Below are 18,322 nucleotides of genomic sequence, written 5' to 3' on the forward strand. Positions count from 1 at the left end.
TGCGCCCCGGAGAATCAGATGCTCGCGCGGATCAGCGCGCCGAGCTTCGCCACGCCTTCGTCGATCGTCGCGGGCGGCACCGTGACGAACGACAGGCGCATCGTATTGTGCTCGGCCTCGTTCGCGAAGAACGGACCGCCCGGCACGAAGGCCACGTTCTGCGCGATCGCCTGCTCCAGCAGCTTCATCGAATTGACGTGCTTCGGCAGCTTGACCCACACGAACATGCCGCCTTCCGGACGGTTCCATTCGACTCCGGCGGGCATGTGGCGTTCCAGCGCGTCGAGCATCGCGTGACATTGGTCGCGATAGAGCGCGCGGATGGTCGGCACGTGCTGATCGAGGAAGCCGTCCTTCACGACTTCGTAGACGATGCGCTGCGTGAGGCTCGGCGTGTGCAGATCGGTCGCCTGCTTGGCCTGCACGAGTTTGAAGTGCAGTTCCTCGGGCGCGATGATGTAGCCCACGCGCAGGCCCGGCGCGAGCACTTTCGAGAACGAGCCGAGATGGACGATGTGATCGGGCGCCATCGAGAGCAATGTGGGCAGCGGGGCGCCGGCGTAATCGAGCGCGCCGTAGGGATCGTCCTCGATCACCGGGAACGATGCTTTCTGCGCGAACGCGGCGAGCGCGCGGCGGCGTTCGAGCGGCAGGCGGCGGCCGGTCGGATTCTGGAAGTTCGGCTGCGCGTAGAGCAGGCGCGCGTTCGCGGTGAGCGCGGCGTCGAGCGCTTCGGGGATGAGGCCGGATTCATCCGTCGGCACCTGCACATAGTGCGGCTCGAAAAGCGAGAACGACTGCAGCGCGCCGAGATACGTCGGCGTTTCGACCAGCACGCGGCTGCCCGGATCGACGAGCGTCTTGCCGAGCAGATCGAGTGCCTGCTGCGAGCCGGTCGTGATGAGCACCTGCGTTGGGCGGATATGCGCGCCGTTCACCGAATAGCGCGCCGCGACCCACTCGCGCAGCGGCATGTAGCCTTCGGTCGCGCTGTACTGGAGCGCGGCGGCGGGCTGATCGCGCAGGATGCGCTCCGACGCGTGGCGCATTTCCTCGACGGGAAACGTCGCGGGCGAGGGCAGGCCGCCCGCGAAGGAAATGACTTCCGGCCGCTCCGTGACCTTCAGGATTTCGCGAATCGCCGAACTGGTGAGCTTGCGTGCGCGTTCGGAGAGTTGCCACGGCGTGGCGCGGAGATCGGCTTGATTCATGAATGCCTCGATGGTCTCTGATGTGTCTCGGGATCGGTTTTTATCGCGGAGTGTGCCGCAAACGTCAATTATCGCGCGAGTGCGTTATCTTGCGTGCGTCGTGCGCGCCGCGACCACTGCCGGTTGCGGCGCGGCGCGTACCGCGGCCTTCCGGCCGAGCACGACAGTCACGATGACGGCGGCCGCATAGAGCCACGTCGACGCGCTCACGTGCTCGCCGAAGAAGAGCGCGGAAAAGGCCATCGTGAAGAAGATCTGCAGCAGTTGCACCTGCCCGACGCGCGCGATGCCGCCCATGGCAAGACCCGCGTACCACGCGAAGAAACCGACGAACTGCGAAAACAGCGTGACATAGCCGAACGCGAGCCAGGTCTTGAGCGCGAGCGGCTCGGGGTGCGTCGCATGGCTTCCGAACAGTTGCGCCCACGCGAGCCAGCCGACCGGCAGCAGCAGGAACGGCGCGGAGAGCACGAGCGCCCAGCAGATCACCTGCCAGCCGCCCATCTGCCGCGCGAGCCGCGCGCCTTCCGCGTAGCCGAGCGCGCCGATGCCGACCGCGACGAGCATCAGCAGATCGCCCGCCTGGAGGCCCCCGCCGCCCGCCTGCAGCGCGAACGCGACGACGATCGCGCTGCCCGCCACGGCGCTCGCCCAGAACGCCTTCGACGGCCGTTCGTGCGAAAGCCACGCGGCATAGATGGCGACACAGAGCGGCTGCAAGCCGTTGACGACCGCGCCGTGCGACGCGGGCACGGACTTCATGGCCCACGCGGAAAACACCGGAAACGCGATGATGACGCCGAGCGAGACCACGGCGAGGCTCTTGACTTGCGGCCAGGTCGGCAGCTTTTCGCGGCGCCAGACGAGGAGGGCGGCGGCCGGAATCGCCGCGACGAGCGCGCGCCCGAGGCCGTTGAGCAGCGGATGCACCTCCGCGACGACAATGCGCGTCATCGGCAGCGTCAGGCTGAATATGACGACGCCGATCAGGCCGAGCAGCATGCCTTCGGTTTCGCGAGTCTTCATCGTGAGGTGTCTCCTTGTCTGACTGGCGCGCGGGCGCGTCAGTGCGGTGTGTCGGGTGATTCGGGTGATTCGGGTGTATCGGGTGTATCGGGTGATTCGGGTTGCACTTCTTCCGTCTTTTTTGCGCGGCGGCGCCTGGACGACTGCTGCGCTTCTTCTTCGCGCGAGCGCGCCTGTTCCGCCGATTCTCCGAGCGTCAGCACCGATCCGTCCGGCAGATCGAACTGCGCGACGAGCACCGGCGCGCCCGCCGTTTCTTCGACGCGCATCAGATGCGTCGCGCCGAGCCACGCGAGCTGATCCGCGACGGCCTCCGCGTTCGGATGAAAACCCGTCAGCGAGCGCAGCGCGATGCCCGTTTCCGGCAGCGCGCCGCTCGGATGGCGCGGCGTGTCCCACTGAATCAGCGACGGCACGACGCCCGCGCCTGTACCTTGCCACGCAGGGAACGCGCCGTCGTCGGGGACGGTCAGGCCCCAAGTATTGCCGCCGCGCGACATCGCCGCGACGGGCGGAATGCGCGCCGGATACTGCTCACGCCAGCGCACGAGCGACTTCGGCCGGTCCACGCGCGCGACCCAGTGCACGAGCTGCGGGCCGTGCTCTTCGAGACGGCGCTGCATCGCCGGGTCGTCGAGCGCGAAGAGACGCGGTCTGGGCAATTCGACGGGCGCCGCCAGCGGATCGACCGCGATCACTTCGAGATACGCGCCGCCCCACAGATTCAGCAGCCGGTTGTGCGTGCGCATCAGCGGATGCGCGCCGCCGGGCGCCGTTTCGACGCCAAATTTCGCGGCGACGAACTGCGCGCCTTCCTCCAGCGTGCGGGCGGCGATCACCAGGTGATCGAGTTTGAGTCGATGTTCGGTCATGACGGGCGAGGCGAGCCAATAAGGGCCGATAGCATAACGCCTTCGTCTCGCGCGCCGGACAGCCCGAAAGCAAAATGTAGCGGCTATCACCGTAACAGTAACGGTACAATCGGCCCAATACTATTCGGTACAGTTTTTACCGGCGCACAGCCGCGCTTGCCGTCCACCGGAGGCCCGCATGTCCGTTCCGCTCGACCAGATTCCCGCCCCGCACGATGCTGCGCAGCTCACGCTCGTCGATCAGCTGGTGCAATGGGGCCGCCGCCGCATCGACGAGCGTGTGTTCCGTCCCGGCATGCGCATGCCGTCCATCCGCAAGCTTGCGCTCGACAAGGGCGTGTCGCGCTTCACCGTCGTGGAGGCGTACGAGCGGCTCGTCGCGCACGGCTATCTCGATTCGCGGCGCGGCTCCGGCTTTTACGTGCGCGAACGCGTCGGGCCGGCGCTGGTCGCGAAAGGCGAGCCGCCGGCCGTCGCGGCGGAGCGCGAGCCGGTGCAGAACACCATCGACGTGGTCTGGCTGCTGCGCAACATGCTGCATACGTCGAGCCCGGAAAAAGGGCCGGGGCTCGGCTATCTGCCGGGCCGCTGGCTCGACGGCGAACTGATCACCAACGCGCTGCGCGCGCTATCGCGCCAGAGCGGCGCGCAGATGCTCGGCTTCGGCACGCCGCAGGGCTTCCTGCCGCTGCGCCAGCAGTTGCAGACGCGGCTGGAGGAACTGGAGATCGGCGCATCGGCGGCGCGGCAGATCGTGCTCGTATCGGGCATCACGCAGGCGATCGACCTGATCGCGCGTCTTTACGTGAAACCCGGCGATGCGGTGATTGTCGGCGATCCGGCGTGGTTCCAGATGTTCGGCCGCTTCGCGTCGCAGGGCGCGCGGCTCGTCGGCATGCCGTACACGCCGGACGGCCCGGATCTCGACGCGCTCGAAACGCTCGTCGCGACCTGGCGGCCGAAGATGCTGATCATCAATTCGGTCCTGCAGAATCCAACTGGAACGTCGCTGACGGCAGCGAAGGCGTATCGCATCCTGCAGCTCGCGCAGGAGTACGACTTCATCGTCGTCGAGGACGATGTCTACGGCGATCTCTGCCCGACAGGCTTTCCCGCGACGCGCCTCGCCTCGCTCGATCAGCTCAAGCGCGTGATCTTCCTCGGCAGCTTCTCTAAGACGCTCGCGGCGAATCTGCGCGTCGGCTATATCGCGGCGGCGCCCGAGGTGGCGAAGGCGCTCGCCGACCAGAAGATGCTCGTCGGCATGACGAGTCCGGAGCTCAACGAGCGCGTCGTCTACAAGGTGCTGACGGAAGGGCATTACCGGCGGCACGTCGAGCGTTTGCGCGCGCGGCTCGACGGCGTGCGCGACAAGACCGCCCGCATGCTGGAAAAAACGGGGCTCAGGCTGTACTCGACGCCATCGGCGGGCATGTTCCTGTGGGCGGATGCGGGCGTCGACTCCGATGGCCTCGCCGCGGCCGGACACGAAGCCGGTTTTCTTCTGACGCCCGGCAGCCTGTTTTCCCCGCATCAGTCGCCGACGACGTGGATGCGCTTCAATATCGCCAATTGCGGCGATCCGGCGCTGCCCGAATTGCTCTCGAACTGTCTGGAGAAGGCCGCGCGGCGCAGCGCCTAGCGGCCGCGGCCGGGCAGGTTGCGCCGCTCGCCGGGCGCGCGGATGAAGTCGGCGAGCACGGTTTCGTAGAGCGCGAGCGCGCCGGGCATGTGCCGGTAGCGATGTTCATAAAGCCGGCTTTGCCCGTCGCAGAATTTCAGCGCGAAATAGTCCGCGAGCAGGTTGCCTTGCGCTTCCATGTTGAAGTCGGAGAGACGCTTGCCATCGGCGAGCGTGTACGCGTACGGCAGGCCGATTCGAATCGCGCCGCGCAGCCGCACCGGATAGCCGAGCTGGAATTGCCATACATGCGTCATCTCGTGAATGAACCACATGCGATTGCCGAGGTCGCAGGCGGAGAAGTCGTCCTGAAAGCAGCCGCGCGGAAAATAGAGATTGCCGTTGGGCGCCATCGCGGTGCGCCGCGGCTGCAGGCCGAGCGGGAGATAGGCGCGCGCATGGACCTTGACGGCCACATAGTCGATCGCATCGCGGAACACGAGGCGCGCCATCCGCGCTTCATCGCGCGTGAGCGGGCGGGCGTGGCGGTCGGGTTTGCGCAGGAACGGCATCGCGGGGGGGCGGGCGTGATCGGTCGTTCGGAGAGACGCATCTTATCCGGACGCGCCGGGTCTTGAAAATCGCCCGGCCGCCCTTATTTCGGACGAATTGGCTGCGTGACCGGTTGTCGCCGATCATCGAACCCGAGCGCGGCCGAGTCGATCGCACTAACGAAATCAACACCAGAGGACCCGACCATGGCGCAAGAAACCATGAGCTTTCAGGCGGAAGTGAAGCAGCTTCTGCACCTGATGATTCACTCGCTCTACAGCAACAAGGAAATTTTCCTGCGCGAACTGATTTCCAACGCATCCGATGCCGCGGACAAGCTGCGCTTCGAAGCCATCGAGAACAGCGCGCTGTACGAGAGCGATCCGGACCTGCGCATTCGCGTGTCGTTCGATAAGGCCGCGCGCACCGTCACCATCGACGACAACGGCATCGGCATGAGCCGCGACGAGGCCATTTCGCATCTCGGCACGATCGCGCGCTCCGGCACGAAGGAATTCTTCTCGAAGCTCTCCGGCGACCAGCAGAAGGACGCGGCGCTTATCGGCCAGTTCGGCGTCGGTTTCTATTCGGGCTTCATCGTCGCGGACAAGATCACAGTCGAGACGCGCCGCGCGGGCCTGCCGGCAAGCCAGGGCGTGCGCTGGACGAGCGCGGGCGAAGGCGATTTCGAAGTCGAGGACATCGAGCGCGCGCAACGCGGCACGACCATCACGCTGCATCTGCGCGCCGACGAGGACGAGCTGCTCTCCACGCACAGGCTCAAGTCGATCATCCAGAAATATTCGGATCACGTCGCGCTGCCCATCCTGATGAAGAAGGAAGAATGGGACGCCGAGAAGAGCGAGATGGTCACGAAGGACGAGGACGAAACCGTCAACCAGGCGAGTGCGCTCTGGACGCGTCCGAAGAACGACATCAGCGACGATCAGTACAAGCAGTTTTATCAGCACATCTCGCACGATCACGACGATCCGCTCGCGTGGACGCACAATCGTGTCGAAGGCCGCAGCGAGTACACGCAACTCCTCTACGTGCCGAAGCACGCGCCGTTCGATCTGTGGAACCGCGAGCATCGCGGCGGCCTCAAGCTGTACGTGAAGCGTGTGTTCATCATGGACGACGCCGAGCAGCTGCTGCCCGCGTATCTGCGTTTCGTCAAGGGCGTGGTCGATTCGGCGGATCTGCCGCTTAACGTGTCGCGCGAACTCCTGCAGGAAAGCCGCGATGTGAAGGCCATTCGCGAAGGCGTGACCAAGCGCGTGCTGTCCATGCTCGAAGAGATCGCGACGTCGTCGGCGGAAGCCACCGAAGATGCCGACAAACAGAAGTACGCGACCTTCTGGAACGAATTCGGTCAGGTGTTGAAGGAAGGCATCGGCGAGGACTTCGGCAATCGCGAGCGCATCGCGAAGCTGGTGCGTTTCGCGTCGACGAATAACGATTCCGACGAGCAGAACGTGTCGCTCGCGGATTACGTCGCGCGCATGAAGCCCGAGCAGACGAAAATCTACTACGTCACCGCCGATAGCTGGCAGGCCGCGAAGAACAGCCCGCATCTCGAAGTGTTCCGCAAGAAGGGCGTCGAAGTGTTGCTGCTGACGGATCGCGTCGACGAATGGATGCTCTCGTTCCTGAACGAGTTCGACGGCAAGCCGTTGCAGAGCGTCGCGCGCGGCGACCTCGATCTCGGCGCGCTCGACGACGAGGAAAAGCAGCAGCAGGAAAAGGTCGGCGAGGAAATGAAGCCGCTCGTCGAGAAGATGAAGGAAGCGCTCGAAGGCAAGGCGAAGGACGTGCGTCTCACGTTCCGCCTCACCGATTCGCCGAGCTGTCTCGTCGCCGATGAAGGCGACATGAGCGGTTATCTGCAACGCATGCTGAAGGCGGCGGGGCAGAAGGCGCCTCAGGCGGAGCCGATTCTCGAAGTGAATCCGGAGCACCCGCTCGTCAAGGCGTTGAATGCCGACAGCGCCAATTTCGTCGACTGGTGCCATCTGCTCTTCGATCAGGCCCTGCTCGCCGAAGGTGGCGCGCTGGATGATCCGGCGAGCTTCGTGAAGCGGACGAATGCGCTGTTGCTGGCGCGGTAAGTCTGCTCGAGTCTGAGCGCTTTCAATGAGCGCGCCGCCGGGGAACCGGCGGCGCGTTTTTACTTCCGCTTGCGTTCCTTGTTCGACTGCGCCAGAACCGACGCGGCAAGCGTCTTCGTTTCTTCGGAATACTTGCTGCTGTGAAGCACTTCGCTCGCCTTGTGCTCCAGCTCGGCGCCCGTCTGCTTTTTGGTGTGCGATTGCGACAAGGCCGACGCGGCGAGACTCTTCTTGATGGCCGATGCCTTCGGGTCATGCAGCGTTTCGGCCGCGAGATGCGCTACCTTCTTCGATGTCTGTTTCTTGTTTTCCGACATTCGATGTCCTCTCAGTGATGAGCCAGGGTGCGCGCCTGGCGCGCGGCCGGACCCGACTCGCATGACCGGCGACTCAGTTTCTTTCGATGAGCGCGCCAATTCCATACGAATCGTCCTAAGCGCTGGCGGTCCTATAATCACCGCCATGCTCACGCCCAACGATCCCATCGACGCCCACTGGCGCGTCGTCCCGCTTCCCTCGCTCACCGACGCACAAAAGGACTGGCTCACGCGAGGCGGCTCGCTGACGGCGCACTTGCGCACGCTCGGCGCGGTAACGGTCGAAGTCACGCGGGAAACCGTCGATACGCCTTGGCCGGACGAAGCGCGCTCGCTCGACATCACGCCGCGCACGCCCGTGTGGGTGCGCGAAGTCGCGCTGAGAGTGGACGGCGTGCCGTTCGTGGTCGCGCACAGCATCGTCGCGCTGGACCACAGCACGGGCGTATGGCAATCGATGCGCCGGCTGCGCACGCGGCCGCTCGCGGAACTGCTCTATAGCGACAGCAGCGTGTCTCGTTCGGCGCTCGCGAGCCGGCGAATCACGGCGCGGCACCCGCTGCAACGGCTCGCATCGATGCAAACGAACGAACAGCCGCATGCGCTCGTCGCGCGCCGCTCGGTATTCAAGCGTCACGACGCGCCGCTGATGGTCACCGAATGCATGCTCGATGCGCTATGGACGAAGCTCGCCGCGATGCACGGCCATCATCGGCGCGAGCACGCGCGTTCCTACGATCATCTGAGCTCGCATGCGAAGCGCGTCGCGCACGGCGAGGCGAAATGAAGCTCGACGGATTCGCGCCCGTCGGCGATGAAGCGACGCACACGCTCATCCTCGGCAGCTTTCCGGGCGTCGCGTCGCTCACGGCGACGCAGTACTACGCGCATCCGCGCAACCAGTTCTGGCGGCTCGTCGGCGCTACGATCGGCGAGGATCTGCACGCGCTCGCCTACGATGATCGCCTCGCGCGTCTCGTCGCCCATGGCATCGGCCTGTGGGACGTGCTCGCCGCCTGCGAGCGCGAAGGCAGCCTGGACAGCGCGATCCGCAACGCCTCGCCCAACGATTTCGCCGCGTTCCACGCGCGCTTTCCGAAGCTGCGCAAGGTGTGCTTCAACGGCAAGACTTCGGGCAAGTTCGCGCCCGTGCTGAGTGCCGCGGGGTACGCCACGCTCGTGCTGCCGTCGTCGAGCGCGGCCAATGCTATCCTCTCGTTCGATCAAAAATTGCGCATCTGGCGCGACATCCTCTCCACATAATGACGAATCTCATCAAGCGCGCGTCGGCGGAAGCTCGCGCGTTCAGCCGCAAGAAAGACAACAGCAAATCGAAGCGCAAGCGTGACGACGATGATCGCGACGACCTCGCGAACGCGCCGCGCATCGACGCGCCCCGCAAGCCGCGCTTCGCGCCCGTCACGTTCTCGGAAGAGGGCGGCGTGCGCTATCTGCATTTCGGCACCGAATGGGTGCAGGGCGCGATGCGTCTGAAAAAGCCCGATCACATCGAGCTCGAATACGCGCAGCAGATGATGGCCTGGCTGCTCTTCATCGAAACGCCGGAGCGCATCGTGCAGCTCGGCCTCGGCGCGGCCGCGCTCACCAAGTTCTGCCATCGCTTTCTGAAGCGCGCGAAGGTGCAAGCCGTCGAACTGAATCCGGCCGTCGTGATCGCCGCGCGCGCGATGTTCGAGCTTCCCTACGACGACGCACGCCTCACCGTCACCGAACGCGACGCGTGGGAGTTCGTCAACGACCGCGCGAATCACGGCACCGCCGGCGCGTTGCAGATCGATCTCTACGACGCCACCGCGCGCGGTCCCGTGCTCGACAGCGTGTCGTTCTATCGCGCGTGCCGCGCGTGCCTCACGCCGCAGGCGGGCGTCGTCACGATCAACCTGTTCGGCGATCATCCGAGCTTCGTGCGCAATATGCGTCACCTGAACGAAGCGTTCGACAATCGCGTGATCGCGTTGCCCGAAGTCCACGACGGCAATCGTGTAGCGCTCGCGTTCGCGGGTCCGTCGCTCGACGTGCCGTTCGCCGCGCTGAACACACGGGCGAAGCTGATCGAGGCGCAACTCGGCCTGCCCGCGCGCAAGTGGGTGAAGGGTCTCGCCGAAAGCGCGGGCGTCGCGACGAGCGGCTCGTTCTCGATCTGATCGGCCGCAGCGTCGAAATCCAAGGCCGGAGCGCGGGTTCCGGCCGATTCGCAAAAAACGTTCAAATCCGACGGAATAGTCGGGATTCTCCCTGCTTGACCGGGTTTCGGCGGTCCATATACTCCCTCTGTTATTTTGAGACGCTCTAAGCGGCACGTCTACCCGACGACCGGCATCCCGCCGGGCTCGCAATAACCACGCATCAACGACGCGAATCAAAACAAAGAGGAGACCGTTCATGGCTCACGAAGCTGCGACCGGCACCGGACAACCGCGCAACAAGCATTGGCTTTGGCTTCTGATCCTTCCCTGGATCGGTGTGGTATGGGTGCCGTTTTACAACAAGATCGAGCCCGTTCTGTGGGGCTTTCCGTATTTCTACTGGTATCAGCTTCTGTGGGTGCTGATCAGCGCGATCATCACGGCCGTCGTCTATATGAAGACCAAGGCGCTGCCCTCGGGACGTAAGAACGGAGGTGCGCGATGATGAACACCACCGCAACCTTCGTCTTCGTTCTCTTCTTCGTCGGCGTCACGATTCTCGGCTTCATCGCCGCGCACTGGCGCAAGGGCGATCTCGCCCAGCTCGACGAATGGGGTCTGGGCGGCCGCCGCTTCGGCACCATCGTCACGTGGTTCCTGCTCGGCGGCGACCTCTACACCGCCTACACGTTCGTCGCGGTGCCGGCGCTCGTGTTCGGCGCGGGCGCAACCGGCTTCTTCGCGCTGCCGTACACCATCCTCATCTATCCGTTCGCGTTCGTCGTGTTCCCGAAGCTCTGGAGCATCGCGAAGCGTCACGGCTATGTGACCGCCGCCGACTTCGTGCACGCGCGCTACAACAGCCGCATGCTCGCGCTCGCCGTCGCGCTGACGGGTATCGTCGCGACAATGCCGTACATCGCGCTGCAGCTCGTCGGCATCGAAGTGGTGATCGGCGCGCTCGGCTTCTCGACGCAGGGCTTCATGGGCGATCTGCCGCTCATCATCGCGTTCGCGATTCTCGCCGCGTACACGTACACGTCGGGTCTGCGCGCCCCCGCGATGATCGCCGTGGTGAAGGACGTGCTGATCTACATCACGATCATCGCCGCGATGATCGTGATTCCGGCGCAGCTCGGCGGCTTCGGCCATATCTTCAGCACCGTGCCGCCCGAGAAGCTGCTGCTGAAGGCGCCTGATGCGGCGAGCCTCAACGGCTACAGCGCGTACGCGACGCTCGCGGTCGGCTCGGCCCTCGCGCTCTTCCTGTATCCGCACTCGGTCACGGCGATTCTCTCGTCGAACTCGGGCAACACGATCCGCCGCAACATGTCGCTCCTGCCGGCGTACTCGCTCGTGCTCGGCCTGCTCGCGCTGCTCGGCTACATGGCGCTCGCATCGGGCGTGAAGGACATGCCGGAGTACGCGTCGTACTTCAAGGCCTACGGCGCGAACTTCGCGGTGCCGGCGCTGTTCCTGCACTACTTCCCGTCGTGGTTCGTCGGCGTGGCGTTCGCGGCGATCGGCATCGGCGCGCTGGTGCCGGCGGCGATCATGTCGATCGCGGCGGCGAACCTGTACACGCGCAACGTGCATCGCGAGTTCGTGAACACGTCGATGACGCCGGAGCAGGAAACCAACGTCGCCAAGCTCGTGTCGCTGATCGTGAAGGTGGGCGCGGTCGTGTTCATTCTCGCGCTGCCGCTGACGTACGCGATCCAGCTGCAACTGCTCGGCGGCATCTGGATCATCCAGACGCTGCCCGCGCTCGTGCTCGGTCTCTATACGCGCGTGCTCGATCACCGCGGCCTGCTGATCGGCTGGGCGACGGGCATCGGCGTGGGCACGTGGATGGCCGTGTCGCTGCAACTGAAGGGCTCGATCTATCCGCTGCATCTCTTCGGCTATACCGTGCCGGGCTACGCGGCCGTGTGGGCGCTGATCGCGAACCTGATCGTCTCGATCGTCGTGAGCGTGCTCGTGCGTGTGCTGGGCCTCAAGCGCTCCGAGGACCGCACGCGTCCGGAAGATTATCTGGATATCGTGGAAAGCTGATCCGGCAGCATGCGGCGCGCGTCGGACGTCCGTTCGACGCGATTCGCGAAAAGCTGGTAAAACGCCCGTAACAGCCGCTGGCCGTTGCGGGCGTTGTCTTTTCCGGCAGCCTTTCGACGGCCTGTGTTCATCGACGCGAGCGAACCATGCTTTCTCCGACATCGACGCCATCAAGGCGCAGCCGTCTCTCGCGCGTCCTTCACTGGATCGCATCGCCTTACTTCCGCTACCGGCACGCGAACCTGATTCACGGCGTGCGCGTCGGTCTCGCAATGGCGATGTCGATTGCCGTCACCACGGGCATCGACGTGCCGCACGGCGTGTGGGCGTCGGTGTCGGTGCTCGTCGTGGTCGGCGGGCTGCAGCACTACGGCAACATCCGCAAGAAAGCGGCCGAGCGCGCGATCGGCACGATGCTCGGCGCGCTGTTCGGGCTCGTCCTGATCCTCACGCAAAACGTCACCGGCTCGCTGATGCTGTTCTTCGTCCTGATGTGCGTGATCGCGGGCGGCTGCGCCTATTACGCGATCGGCAAGGCGGGCTATGTCGCGCTGCTCACGGCGATCACGATGGTCATCGTCTCCGGGCACGGCGACCTGCCGCTCAGCACCGGCTTGTGGCGCACGGCCAACGTGCTGATCGGCGTGGTGATCGCGCTCGCGTTCTCGTTCGTGCTGCCGCAATACGCGACGTATTCGTGGCGCTACCGGCTCGCGGACAATCTTCGCGAGTGCGCGAGGCTCTACGGCGCGTTGCTCGACGGCACACCGCTCGTGGCCGAGCAAACCGCGCGGCGCTTCTACGCGATGAGCCAGCGGCTCGTGCAATCGCGCGCGCTGATGGAATCGGTCGCGAAGGAAACCGACGTGCCGATCGCGCGCCTCGAGGAAATCCAGCGCCTGCACCGCTCCGTTCTTGCGGCGCTCGAACTGCTGATCATGTCGATGCCGGAAGTCACGGGCGCGGCACAGACCCGCTTCGCGATTGCGTGCTCGCCGCGCGAATACGCCATACGCCTGCAACTGCTGCACATGGCGCGTGCATTGCGCTTCGGGCGCGTAGGCCTGCTGTACCGCGCGGTGGATATTGCCGCGCAGCCGCCCGCAAGCGGCGAGGATGAGAAGAACGAGACGATGCAGGGCATGCACTGGCTCGCGATGCGCTTCGCCGAGCAGGTGGACGGCTTGCGGCTGCGTTTGTCCGAAATCGAGCGGCAGTGGAATATCGAAGGCGCGCGGCCGCTCAATGCTTGATGCGACGAGGCTCAGGCTGACTGAAGTTCGCCTTCGTGCACCACGTTGATGAGCCACGGCACGCCGAAGCGATCCGTCAGCATGCCGAAGCCCTGCGTCCAGAAAGTGGATTGCCACGGCGTGAGCACGCTGCCGCCTTCGGCCAGCATGTTGAAGATGCGCTCGCCGGATGGCGCGTCGTCCGCGGCAATCGACAGCGTGAAGCCCGCGTAGTCCTTGCGCGGCTGACCGTAGCGGCCGTCCGACACCAGAATGGCGTTCGGGCCCACGTGAAATACCGCGTGCATGATCTTGTCTTGCCAGTCGGGCGGTGCATTGCCGCCTTCCGGCGCATCGCGGAAGCGGACGAGCGCGGCGATCTGTGCGCCAAACGCCGCCTGATAAAGCTCGAGCGCGGCTGCGCAATCGCCGTTGAAAAAGAGATAGGTATCAAGTTGCATGACCGAACGACTCCGTGCGTGTGAAGCGGACATGCCGCCGAAACCCCGAAGTCTATTGCAACGGAACGCCGCGTCCACTCAGAAAAAGTCAAATTAGGTCAAGAGAAACTGCAATGAAAAAGACCGCGAATCGAACCAGTCAGGCTGGTTCGATTCGCGGTCTTTGCGCCGACTTTCGGGCCATCCGACGCGGCGTTCAACTCGACGCGTCGTCAGGGCGAAAGCGAGCTTACTTGAGCGCGGTGATCAGCTTTTCGAGCTTGATCGCGTCGGCGGCGAAGGCGCGGATGCCTTCCGCGAGCTTTTCGGTCGCCATCGCGTCGTCATTGACGAGGAAGCGGAACGTCGGCTCGTCGACAGCGATCTTTTCCACGTTCTCGTTCTTCACCGTATCCGGCGAAAGCTTGCGTTCGACCTTGTCATTGCTGTCGGCCAGCTTCTTCAGAAGATCGGGGCTGATCGTCAGCAGGTCGCAGCCGGCGAGCTCGGTGATCTGGCTCACCGTGCGGAAGCTCGCGCCCATGACCTCGGTCTTGTAGCCGAACTTCTTGTAGTACGTGTAGATGCGACGCACCGACTGCACGCCGGGATCGTTCGCGCCGCCGTTTTTCACTTCGTCCCATTCCGCGCCGGCGGCCTTCTTGTACCAGTCGTAGATGCGGCCGACGAACGGCGAGATCAGCTGCGCGCCCGCCTCGGCGCATGCGACCGCCTGCGGCAGCGAAAAGAGCAGTGTCATGTTGCAGTGGATGCCTTCCTTCTGCAGCTGCTCGGCGGCACGGATACCTTCCCACGTCGACGCGAGCTTGATCAGCACGCGATCCCGGCTGATGCCCGCGTTCTCATACAGCTTGATGATGTCGTGCGCCTTGTCGATCGACGCCTTGGTGTCGAACGAGAGCCGCGCGTCGACTTCGGTGGACACGCGCCCCGGAATGATCTTCAGAATCTCGGTGCCGAATGCGACGAGCAGATTGTCGATGATCTGCGGCATCGGCTTCTTCGCGTGCTCCTTGACGGTCTTTTCGAGCAGCGGCTTGTAGTCGTCCTTTTGGACGGCCTTCAGGATCAGCGACGGATTCGTGGTCGCGTCCTGCGGCTTGAACTGGATGAATTGCTGGAAGTCGCCCGTGTCGGCGACGACGGTCGTGTATTGCTTGAGCTGGTCGAGAGCGGATGTCATGTCGAGTCTCAGACGCGTTGCGCCTTGTCAAATTGCGGTAACCAACCCGCGGATTGCCCCTGAATGCAACGCCGCACGGCGACTTCGTTCGCGCGGCGCGCCCCTGAATCTCATTCCCTCATTCTAGTCCCGAGCGGGGCGAACGCGCTGATGCCATGCGCGCCCGCGCGCGGCGAGCCCGATTTCGACCCGGCGCGGGACCACGCGTTCAATCCACCGCGTAGGCCAGTTCGTGCCAGCGGCGCACCGTGCCCGAACCCAGCTGCCCGCGCGCGAAGCGCATCTTGCGCACCTCGTCGAGCGCGTGCGCGTCTTTCGCCGGGTCGCCGCAGCTCATTTTCGGGACGACGTCCTGGACGTGCCCGGCGTCGTCGAGCAGCACGCGCACGATGGTCTTGCGTTTGCGGGGGCCGGGCGGCGCGGAGCGCTCCAGCAGTTTGTCGATCAAAGCCATGACGGAACGGCGAGAAATCAGTTGCGGAAACATCGGCTCGAAAAATCGGGGCCGATTCCGCCATTGTAGGCCGCGTCAGCCGCGTCTGGCGTTGAGCACGAGATGCGTCGCGATTCCCGCGATCAGCCCCCAGAACGCGGAGCCGATCGACAGGAGCGTGAGGCCCGAAGCCGTCACCATGAATGTGACGAGCGCGGGCTCGCGCTGGCGTGCGTCGTGCATCGCGTTGGCGAGACCGCTCATGATCGAGCCGAAGAGCGCGAGCGCCGCCACGGAGACGACGAGTTCCTTCGGAAAGGCGGCGAACAGCGCGGCGATGGTCGCGCCGAAGGTGCCCGCGATCAGATAGAAGACGCCGCACCAGACGGCCGCCGTGTAGCGCTTGTCGCGGTTCTCGTGCGCTTCGCGGCCGGTGCAGATCGCAGCGGTGATGGCCGCGAGGTTCATGCCGTGCGAGCCGAACGGCGCGAGCACGAGCGACGCGATGCCGGTCGTCGAGATGAGCGGGGCGGAGGGCGTCGTGTAGCCGTCGGCGCGCAGGACGGCTAAGCCGGGCACGTTCTGCGAGGCCATCGCGACGACGAAAAGCGGAATGCCGATGCTGATGGCCGCGGCGAGCGAGAACGCGGGCATCGTGAACACCGGATGCGCGAGCGCGACGTGAAAGCGCGAGAAGTCGAGCAGCCCGAGCCCGCCCGCCACCGCGATGCCCGCGGCGAGCGTCGCCGGAATCGCGTAACGCGGCATGAAGCGCTTGCCCGCGAGATAGGTGAAGAACATGACGATGACGAGCGCCGTCCGATGTTCGGCCGCGCGGAAAATCTCGATGCCGATCTCGAACAGGATGCCCGCGAGCAACGCGGCGGCGATGCCCGACGGAATGCGCTTCATCAGCGTGTCGAACCAGCCGGTGAGACCTACGGCGGTCAGCAGCACCGCGCAGACGATGAACGCGCCGATCGCATCGGCGTATGCCACGTTCGGCAGCGACGAGACGAGCAGCGCCGCGCCGGGCGTCGACCACGCGACGACGATCGGCGCGCGATAGCGCAGCGACAGGCCGATCGTGCAGACCGCCATGCCCATCGAAAGCGCCCAGATCCACGACGAAATCTGCGCGTCGGACAGATGCGCGGCCTGGCCCGCCTGAAACATCAGCACGAGCGAACTGGTGTAGCCGGTCATCATCGCGACAAAACCGGCGACGATGGTGGAAACGGACGAGTCAAAGAAGGGGCGCAGCGCGACGGGCGCCGGGGAAGAGGCTTTCATGCGTGCTCTTGTCGTTACTTGGATAGTGCTCGCATCGCGGCTTCGAGGCCGGCCATGGTGAGCGGGTACATGCGATTGCCGAGGACATTGCGGATCGCGGAGATCGACTGCCGGTATTCCCACAGGCGCTCGGGCTCGGGATTGAGCCACGCGTGATGCGGGAACTGATCCGCGAGACGGCGCAGCCACACGGCGCCCGCCTCGGCGTTGTTGTATTCGACGGAGCCGCCCGGCTGAAGCACTTCGTAAGGGCTCATGGTCGCGTCGCCGACGAAGATCAGCTTGTAATCGGGCGTGAACTTGTGCAGCACGTCGAAGGTCGGCGTGCGCTCCGTGTGACGGCGGCGGTTGTTCTTCCACAGATAGTCGTACACGCAATTGTGGAAGTAGTAGAACTCGAGATGCTTGAACTCGGCCTTCGCCGCGGAGAAAAGCTCCTCGACGCGCTTGATGTGATCGTCCATCGAGCCGCCGACATCGAGCAGCATCAGCACCTTCACGTTGTTGTGACGCTCGGGGACCATCTTGAGATCGAGCCAGCCCGCGTTGGCGGCGGTGCTGCGGATCGTGTCGGGCAGATCGAGCTCTTCTGCCGCGCCTTCGCGCGCGAAGCGGCGCAGACGCCGCAGCGCGACCTTGATGTTGCGCGTGCCGATTTCGACCTGATCGTCGTAATCCTTATACGCACGCTCGTCCCATACTTTCACTGCCGTGCGATTGCCCGACGATTCCCCGCCGATGCGGATGCCTTCCGGGTTATACCCGCCGTGCCCGAACGGCGACGTGCCGCCCGTGCCTATCCACTTGTTGCCGCCTTCGTGACGTTCCTTCTGCTCGTCCATCAGCTCTTTAAGGCGCTCCATCAGCTTGTCGAGACCGCCGAGCGCCTCGATGCGCTTCTTTTCCTCCGCCGTGAACTCGCGATCCAGCCGCTTCTTGAGCCAGTCGAGCGGAATGTCGAAGGCTTCGTCGGGCAGTTGCGTCACGCCGTGGAAATACGCGCCGAACGCACGATCGAACTTGTCGAAGTACTTCTCGTCCTTCACGAGCGTCATGCGCGCGAGGAAGTAGAACTCGTCGAGCGATGGAGAAATCACCTGCGCCTTCAATGCTTCGAGCAGGGTGAGGTATTCCTTCACCGAGACGGGCAGCTTCGCATCGCGCAGCGAGTAGAAGAAGTCGATCAGCATGGCGCGCTCTCCATCGCGATGAGTGTCAGCGGTCGAGCCGGTATTTAAGATTGGCGCGCACCGCCGGCCATTCCGACTGGATGATCGAAAACACGACGGTGTCGCGCAACACGCCATCCTTCCCGACCTGGTGATTGCGCAGAATCCCATCCTGCTTCGCGCCGAGCCGCGCGATCGCCGTGCGCGACGCGTGGTTCATGAAATGCGTCCGGAACTCGACGGCGATGGCGTCGAGTTTTTCGAACGCGTGCGTGAGCAGCAGCAGCTTGGCTTCGGTGTTGAGCGCGGTCTTCTGCACGCGTCTGGCATACCACGTATGGCCGATCTCCAGCCGCCGATTCGCTTCATCGACATTGAAATAGCGCGTCGAACCGACGATGTCGCCGGTCTTCGCATCGATCACCGCGAACGGATGCGCGCCCAGGCGGTCGCGCATGTCGAGCGCGGCGTCGATATAAGTGCGCGTCTTGTCGGGCGAGGGCACGAAGGTGTACCAGAGCTTCCACAATTCGCCGTCGCTCGCGGCGGCCGTGAGCGCCTGTTCGTGCTCGGCCGTGAGCGGCACGAGCCGGACGTGCTCGCCTTCCAGCGTGATGGGTTCGATCCAGCGGCTCATTG

Annotated in this window: 19 protein-coding genes; 8 read left to right on the forward strand and 11 right to left on the reverse strand. The window is 64.6% G+C overall.

Features of this window, described 5'->3' with window-relative positions:
- Window positions 1-14: 14 nt before the first annotated feature.
- From AC1Z32_RS18260 to AC1Z32_RS18270, 3 genes are all read right to left on the reverse strand, one after another.
- Window positions 15-1,211 (reverse strand): aminotransferase-like domain-containing protein, encoded by a 1,197-nt coding sequence (locus AC1Z32_RS18260; protein WP_483479939.1) that lies wholly within the window; start codon window positions 1,209-1,211, stop codon window positions 15-17.
- A gap of 84 nt (window positions 1,212-1,295) precedes the next feature.
- Window positions 1,296-2,237, reverse strand: coding sequence for a DMT family transporter (locus AC1Z32_RS18265; RefSeq protein WP_483479940.1), 942 nt, complete (start codon window positions 2,235-2,237; stop codon window positions 1,296-1,298).
- A 38-nt stretch (window positions 2,238-2,275) separates the two neighbouring features.
- Window positions 2,276-3,109 (reverse strand): VOC family protein, encoded by an 834-nt coding sequence (locus AC1Z32_RS18270; RefSeq protein ID WP_483479941.1) that lies wholly within the window; start codon window positions 3,107-3,109, stop codon window positions 2,276-2,278.
- A 178-nt stretch (window positions 3,110-3,287) separates the two neighbouring features.
- Between AC1Z32_RS18270 and AC1Z32_RS18275 the strand changes: the two genes are divergently transcribed.
- The gene (locus AC1Z32_RS18275) at window positions 3,288-4,751 is read left to right on the forward strand and encodes an aminotransferase-like domain-containing protein (protein WP_483479942.1); all 1,464 of its coding nucleotides are present in this window, start codon (window positions 3,288-3,290) and stop codon (window positions 4,749-4,751) included.
- Here AC1Z32_RS18275 and AC1Z32_RS18280 read toward each other — a convergent pair.
- Window positions 4,748-5,302 (reverse strand): Rhs element Vgr protein, encoded by a 555-nt coding sequence (locus AC1Z32_RS18280; RefSeq protein WP_483479943.1) that lies wholly within the window; start codon window positions 5,300-5,302, stop codon window positions 4,748-4,750. The genes AC1Z32_RS18275 and AC1Z32_RS18280 overlap by 4 nt on opposite strands.
- A gap of 186 nt (window positions 5,303-5,488) precedes the next feature.
- Between AC1Z32_RS18280 and htpG the strand changes: the two genes are divergently transcribed.
- Window positions 5,489-7,393 (forward strand): molecular chaperone HtpG, encoded by a 1,905-nt coding sequence (gene htpG / locus AC1Z32_RS18285; RefSeq protein ID WP_483479944.1) that lies wholly within the window; start codon window positions 5,489-5,491, stop codon window positions 7,391-7,393.
- Between the two features lie 59 nt (window positions 7,394-7,452).
- Here the strand turns inward: htpG and AC1Z32_RS18290 are convergent, their stop codons facing one another.
- Window positions 7,453-7,710, reverse strand: coding sequence for a hypothetical protein (locus AC1Z32_RS18290; protein WP_483479945.1), 258 nt, complete (start codon window positions 7,708-7,710; stop codon window positions 7,453-7,455).
- A 145-nt stretch (window positions 7,711-7,855) separates the two neighbouring features.
- On the opposite strand from AC1Z32_RS18290, the gene AC1Z32_RS18295 reads away from it, so the two are divergent.
- The 6 genes from AC1Z32_RS18295 (at window position 7,856) to AC1Z32_RS18320 (ending at window position 13,165) form a co-directional block, all read left to right on the forward strand.
- Window positions 7,856-8,497 (forward strand): chorismate--pyruvate lyase family protein, encoded by a 642-nt coding sequence (locus AC1Z32_RS18295; protein ID WP_483479946.1) that lies wholly within the window; start codon window positions 7,856-7,858, stop codon window positions 8,495-8,497.
- Window positions 8,494-8,973, forward strand: coding sequence for a DNA-deoxyinosine glycosylase (locus AC1Z32_RS18300; protein WP_483479947.1), 480 nt, complete (start codon window positions 8,494-8,496; stop codon window positions 8,971-8,973). Before AC1Z32_RS18295 ends, AC1Z32_RS18300 begins: the two co-directional genes overlap by 4 nt.
- Window positions 8,973-9,875 (forward strand): class I SAM-dependent methyltransferase, encoded by a 903-nt coding sequence (locus AC1Z32_RS18305; RefSeq protein WP_483479948.1) that lies wholly within the window; start codon window positions 8,973-8,975, stop codon window positions 9,873-9,875. Before AC1Z32_RS18300 ends, AC1Z32_RS18305 begins: the two co-directional genes overlap by 1 nt.
- 238 nt (window positions 9,876-10,113) lie before the next feature.
- Window positions 10,114-10,362, forward strand: coding sequence for a DUF3311 domain-containing protein (locus AC1Z32_RS18310; RefSeq protein WP_483479949.1), 249 nt, complete (start codon window positions 10,114-10,116; stop codon window positions 10,360-10,362).
- Window positions 10,362-11,912, forward strand: coding sequence for a monocarboxylate uptake permease MctP (gene mctP / locus AC1Z32_RS18315; protein WP_062602972.1), 1,551 nt, complete (start codon window positions 10,362-10,364; stop codon window positions 11,910-11,912). The genes AC1Z32_RS18310 and mctP overlap by 1 nt, the downstream gene beginning before the upstream one ends.
- Before the next feature lie 146 nt (window positions 11,913-12,058).
- The gene (locus tag AC1Z32_RS18320) at window positions 12,059-13,165 is read left to right on the forward strand and encodes an FUSC family protein (protein WP_483479950.1); all 1,107 of its coding nucleotides are present in this window, start codon (window positions 12,059-12,061) and stop codon (window positions 13,163-13,165) included.
- A gap of 11 nt (window positions 13,166-13,176) precedes the next feature.
- On the opposite strand, the gene AC1Z32_RS18325 is transcribed toward AC1Z32_RS18320, so the two are convergent.
- The 6 genes from AC1Z32_RS18325 to AC1Z32_RS18350 all read right to left on the reverse strand — a co-directional run bounded on the left by AC1Z32_RS18325 (window position 13,177) and on the right by AC1Z32_RS18350 (window position 18,320).
- On the reverse strand, window positions 13,177-13,605 hold the full coding sequence (locus AC1Z32_RS18325) for a VOC family protein (RefSeq protein ID WP_483479951.1): 429 nt from the start codon (window positions 13,603-13,605) through the stop codon (window positions 13,177-13,179).
- 229 nt (window positions 13,606-13,834) lie between these two features.
- The gene (tal, locus tag AC1Z32_RS18330) at window positions 13,835-14,788 is read right to left on the reverse strand and encodes a transaldolase (RefSeq protein ID WP_483479952.1); all 954 of its coding nucleotides are present in this window, start codon (window positions 14,786-14,788) and stop codon (window positions 13,835-13,837) included.
- Window positions 14,789-14,996: 208 nt separating this feature from the next.
- Window positions 14,997-15,275, reverse strand: coding sequence for an energy transducer TonB (locus AC1Z32_RS18335; RefSeq protein WP_483479953.1), 279 nt, complete (start codon window positions 15,273-15,275; stop codon window positions 14,997-14,999).
- Between the two features lie 42 nt (window positions 15,276-15,317).
- Window positions 15,318-16,514: a benzoate/H(+) symporter BenE family transporter gene (locus tag AC1Z32_RS18340; protein ID WP_483479954.1), complete on the reverse strand. Its 1,197-nt coding sequence runs from the start codon at window positions 16,512-16,514 to the stop codon at window positions 15,318-15,320.
- A gap of 14 nt (window positions 16,515-16,528) precedes the next feature.
- A complete protein-coding gene (locus AC1Z32_RS18345) occupies window positions 16,529-17,704 on the reverse strand; it encodes a vWA domain-containing protein (RefSeq protein ID WP_062602770.1) in 1,176 nt (391 codons plus the stop codon).
- Window positions 17,705-17,729: 25 nt separating this feature from the next.
- The gene (locus AC1Z32_RS18350; RefSeq protein WP_483479955.1) at window positions 17,730-18,320 is read right to left on the reverse strand and encodes a GNAT family N-acetyltransferase; all 591 of its coding nucleotides are present in this window, start codon (window positions 18,318-18,320) and stop codon (window positions 17,730-17,732) included.
- Between the last annotated feature and the right edge of the window lie 2 nt (window positions 18,321-18,322).

The sequence above is a fragment of the Caballeronia sp. 11_S32 genome (genome assembly GCF_056930355.1).

Excerpts from the sequence above, each read along its gene's own strand:
- AC1Z32_RS18335 (WP_483479953.1), bottom strand. The coding sequence starts at position 15,275 with ATGTTTCCGCAACTGATTTCTCGCCGTTCCGTCATGGCTTTGATCGAC.
- AC1Z32_RS18345 (WP_062602770.1), bottom strand. The coding sequence starts at position 17,704 with ATGCTGATCGACTTCTTCTACTCGCTGCGCGATGCGAAGCTGCCCGTC.
- AC1Z32_RS18320 (WP_483479950.1), top strand. The coding sequence starts at position 12,059 with ATGCTTTCTCCGACATCGACGCCATCAAGGCGCAGCCGTCTCTCGCGC.
- AC1Z32_RS18290 (WP_483479945.1), bottom strand. The coding sequence starts at position 7,710 with ATGTCGGAAAACAAGAAACAGACATCGAAGAAGGTAGCGCATCTCGCG.
- AC1Z32_RS18275 (WP_483479942.1), top strand. The coding sequence starts at position 3,288 with ATGTCCGTTCCGCTCGACCAGATTCCCGCCCCGCACGATGCTGCGCAG.
- AC1Z32_RS18340 (WP_483479954.1), bottom strand. The coding sequence starts at position 16,514 with ATGAAAGCCTCTTCCCCGGCGCCCGTCGCGCTGCGCCCCTTCTTTGAC.
- mctP (WP_062602972.1), top strand. The coding sequence starts at position 10,362 with ATGAACACCACCGCAACCTTCGTCTTCGTTCTCTTCTTCGTCGGCGTC.
- AC1Z32_RS18265 (WP_483479940.1), bottom strand. The coding sequence starts at position 2,237 with ATGAAGACTCGCGAAACCGAAGGCATGCTGCTCGGCCTGATCGGCGTC.
- AC1Z32_RS18305 (WP_483479948.1), top strand. The coding sequence starts at position 8,973 with ATGACGAATCTCATCAAGCGCGCGTCGGCGGAAGCTCGCGCGTTCAGC.
- AC1Z32_RS18325 (WP_483479951.1), bottom strand. The coding sequence starts at position 13,605 with ATGCAACTTGATACCTATCTCTTTTTCAACGGCGATTGCGCAGCCGCG.
- AC1Z32_RS18300 (WP_483479947.1), top strand. The coding sequence starts at position 8,494 with ATGAAGCTCGACGGATTCGCGCCCGTCGGCGATGAAGCGACGCACACG.
- AC1Z32_RS18350 (WP_483479955.1), bottom strand. The coding sequence starts at position 18,320 with ATGAGCCGCTGGATCGAACCCATCACGCTGGAAGGCGAGCACGTCCGG.
- htpG (WP_483479944.1), top strand. The coding sequence starts at position 5,489 with ATGGCGCAAGAAACCATGAGCTTTCAGGCGGAAGTGAAGCAGCTTCTG.
- AC1Z32_RS18260 (WP_483479939.1), bottom strand. The coding sequence starts at position 1,211 with ATGAATCAAGCCGATCTCCGCGCCACGCCGTGGCAACTCTCCGAACGC.
- AC1Z32_RS18270 (WP_483479941.1), bottom strand. The coding sequence starts at position 3,109 with ATGACCGAACATCGACTCAAACTCGATCACCTGGTGATCGCCGCCCGC.
- tal (WP_483479952.1), bottom strand. The coding sequence starts at position 14,788 with ATGACATCCGCTCTCGACCAGCTCAAGCAATACACGACCGTCGTCGCC.
- AC1Z32_RS18280 (WP_483479943.1), bottom strand. The coding sequence starts at position 5,302 with ATGCCGTTCCTGCGCAAACCCGACCGCCACGCCCGCCCGCTCACGCGC.
- AC1Z32_RS18295 (WP_483479946.1), top strand. The coding sequence starts at position 7,856 with ATGCTCACGCCCAACGATCCCATCGACGCCCACTGGCGCGTCGTCCCG.
- AC1Z32_RS18310 (WP_483479949.1), top strand. The coding sequence starts at position 10,114 with ATGGCTCACGAAGCTGCGACCGGCACCGGACAACCGCGCAACAAGCAT.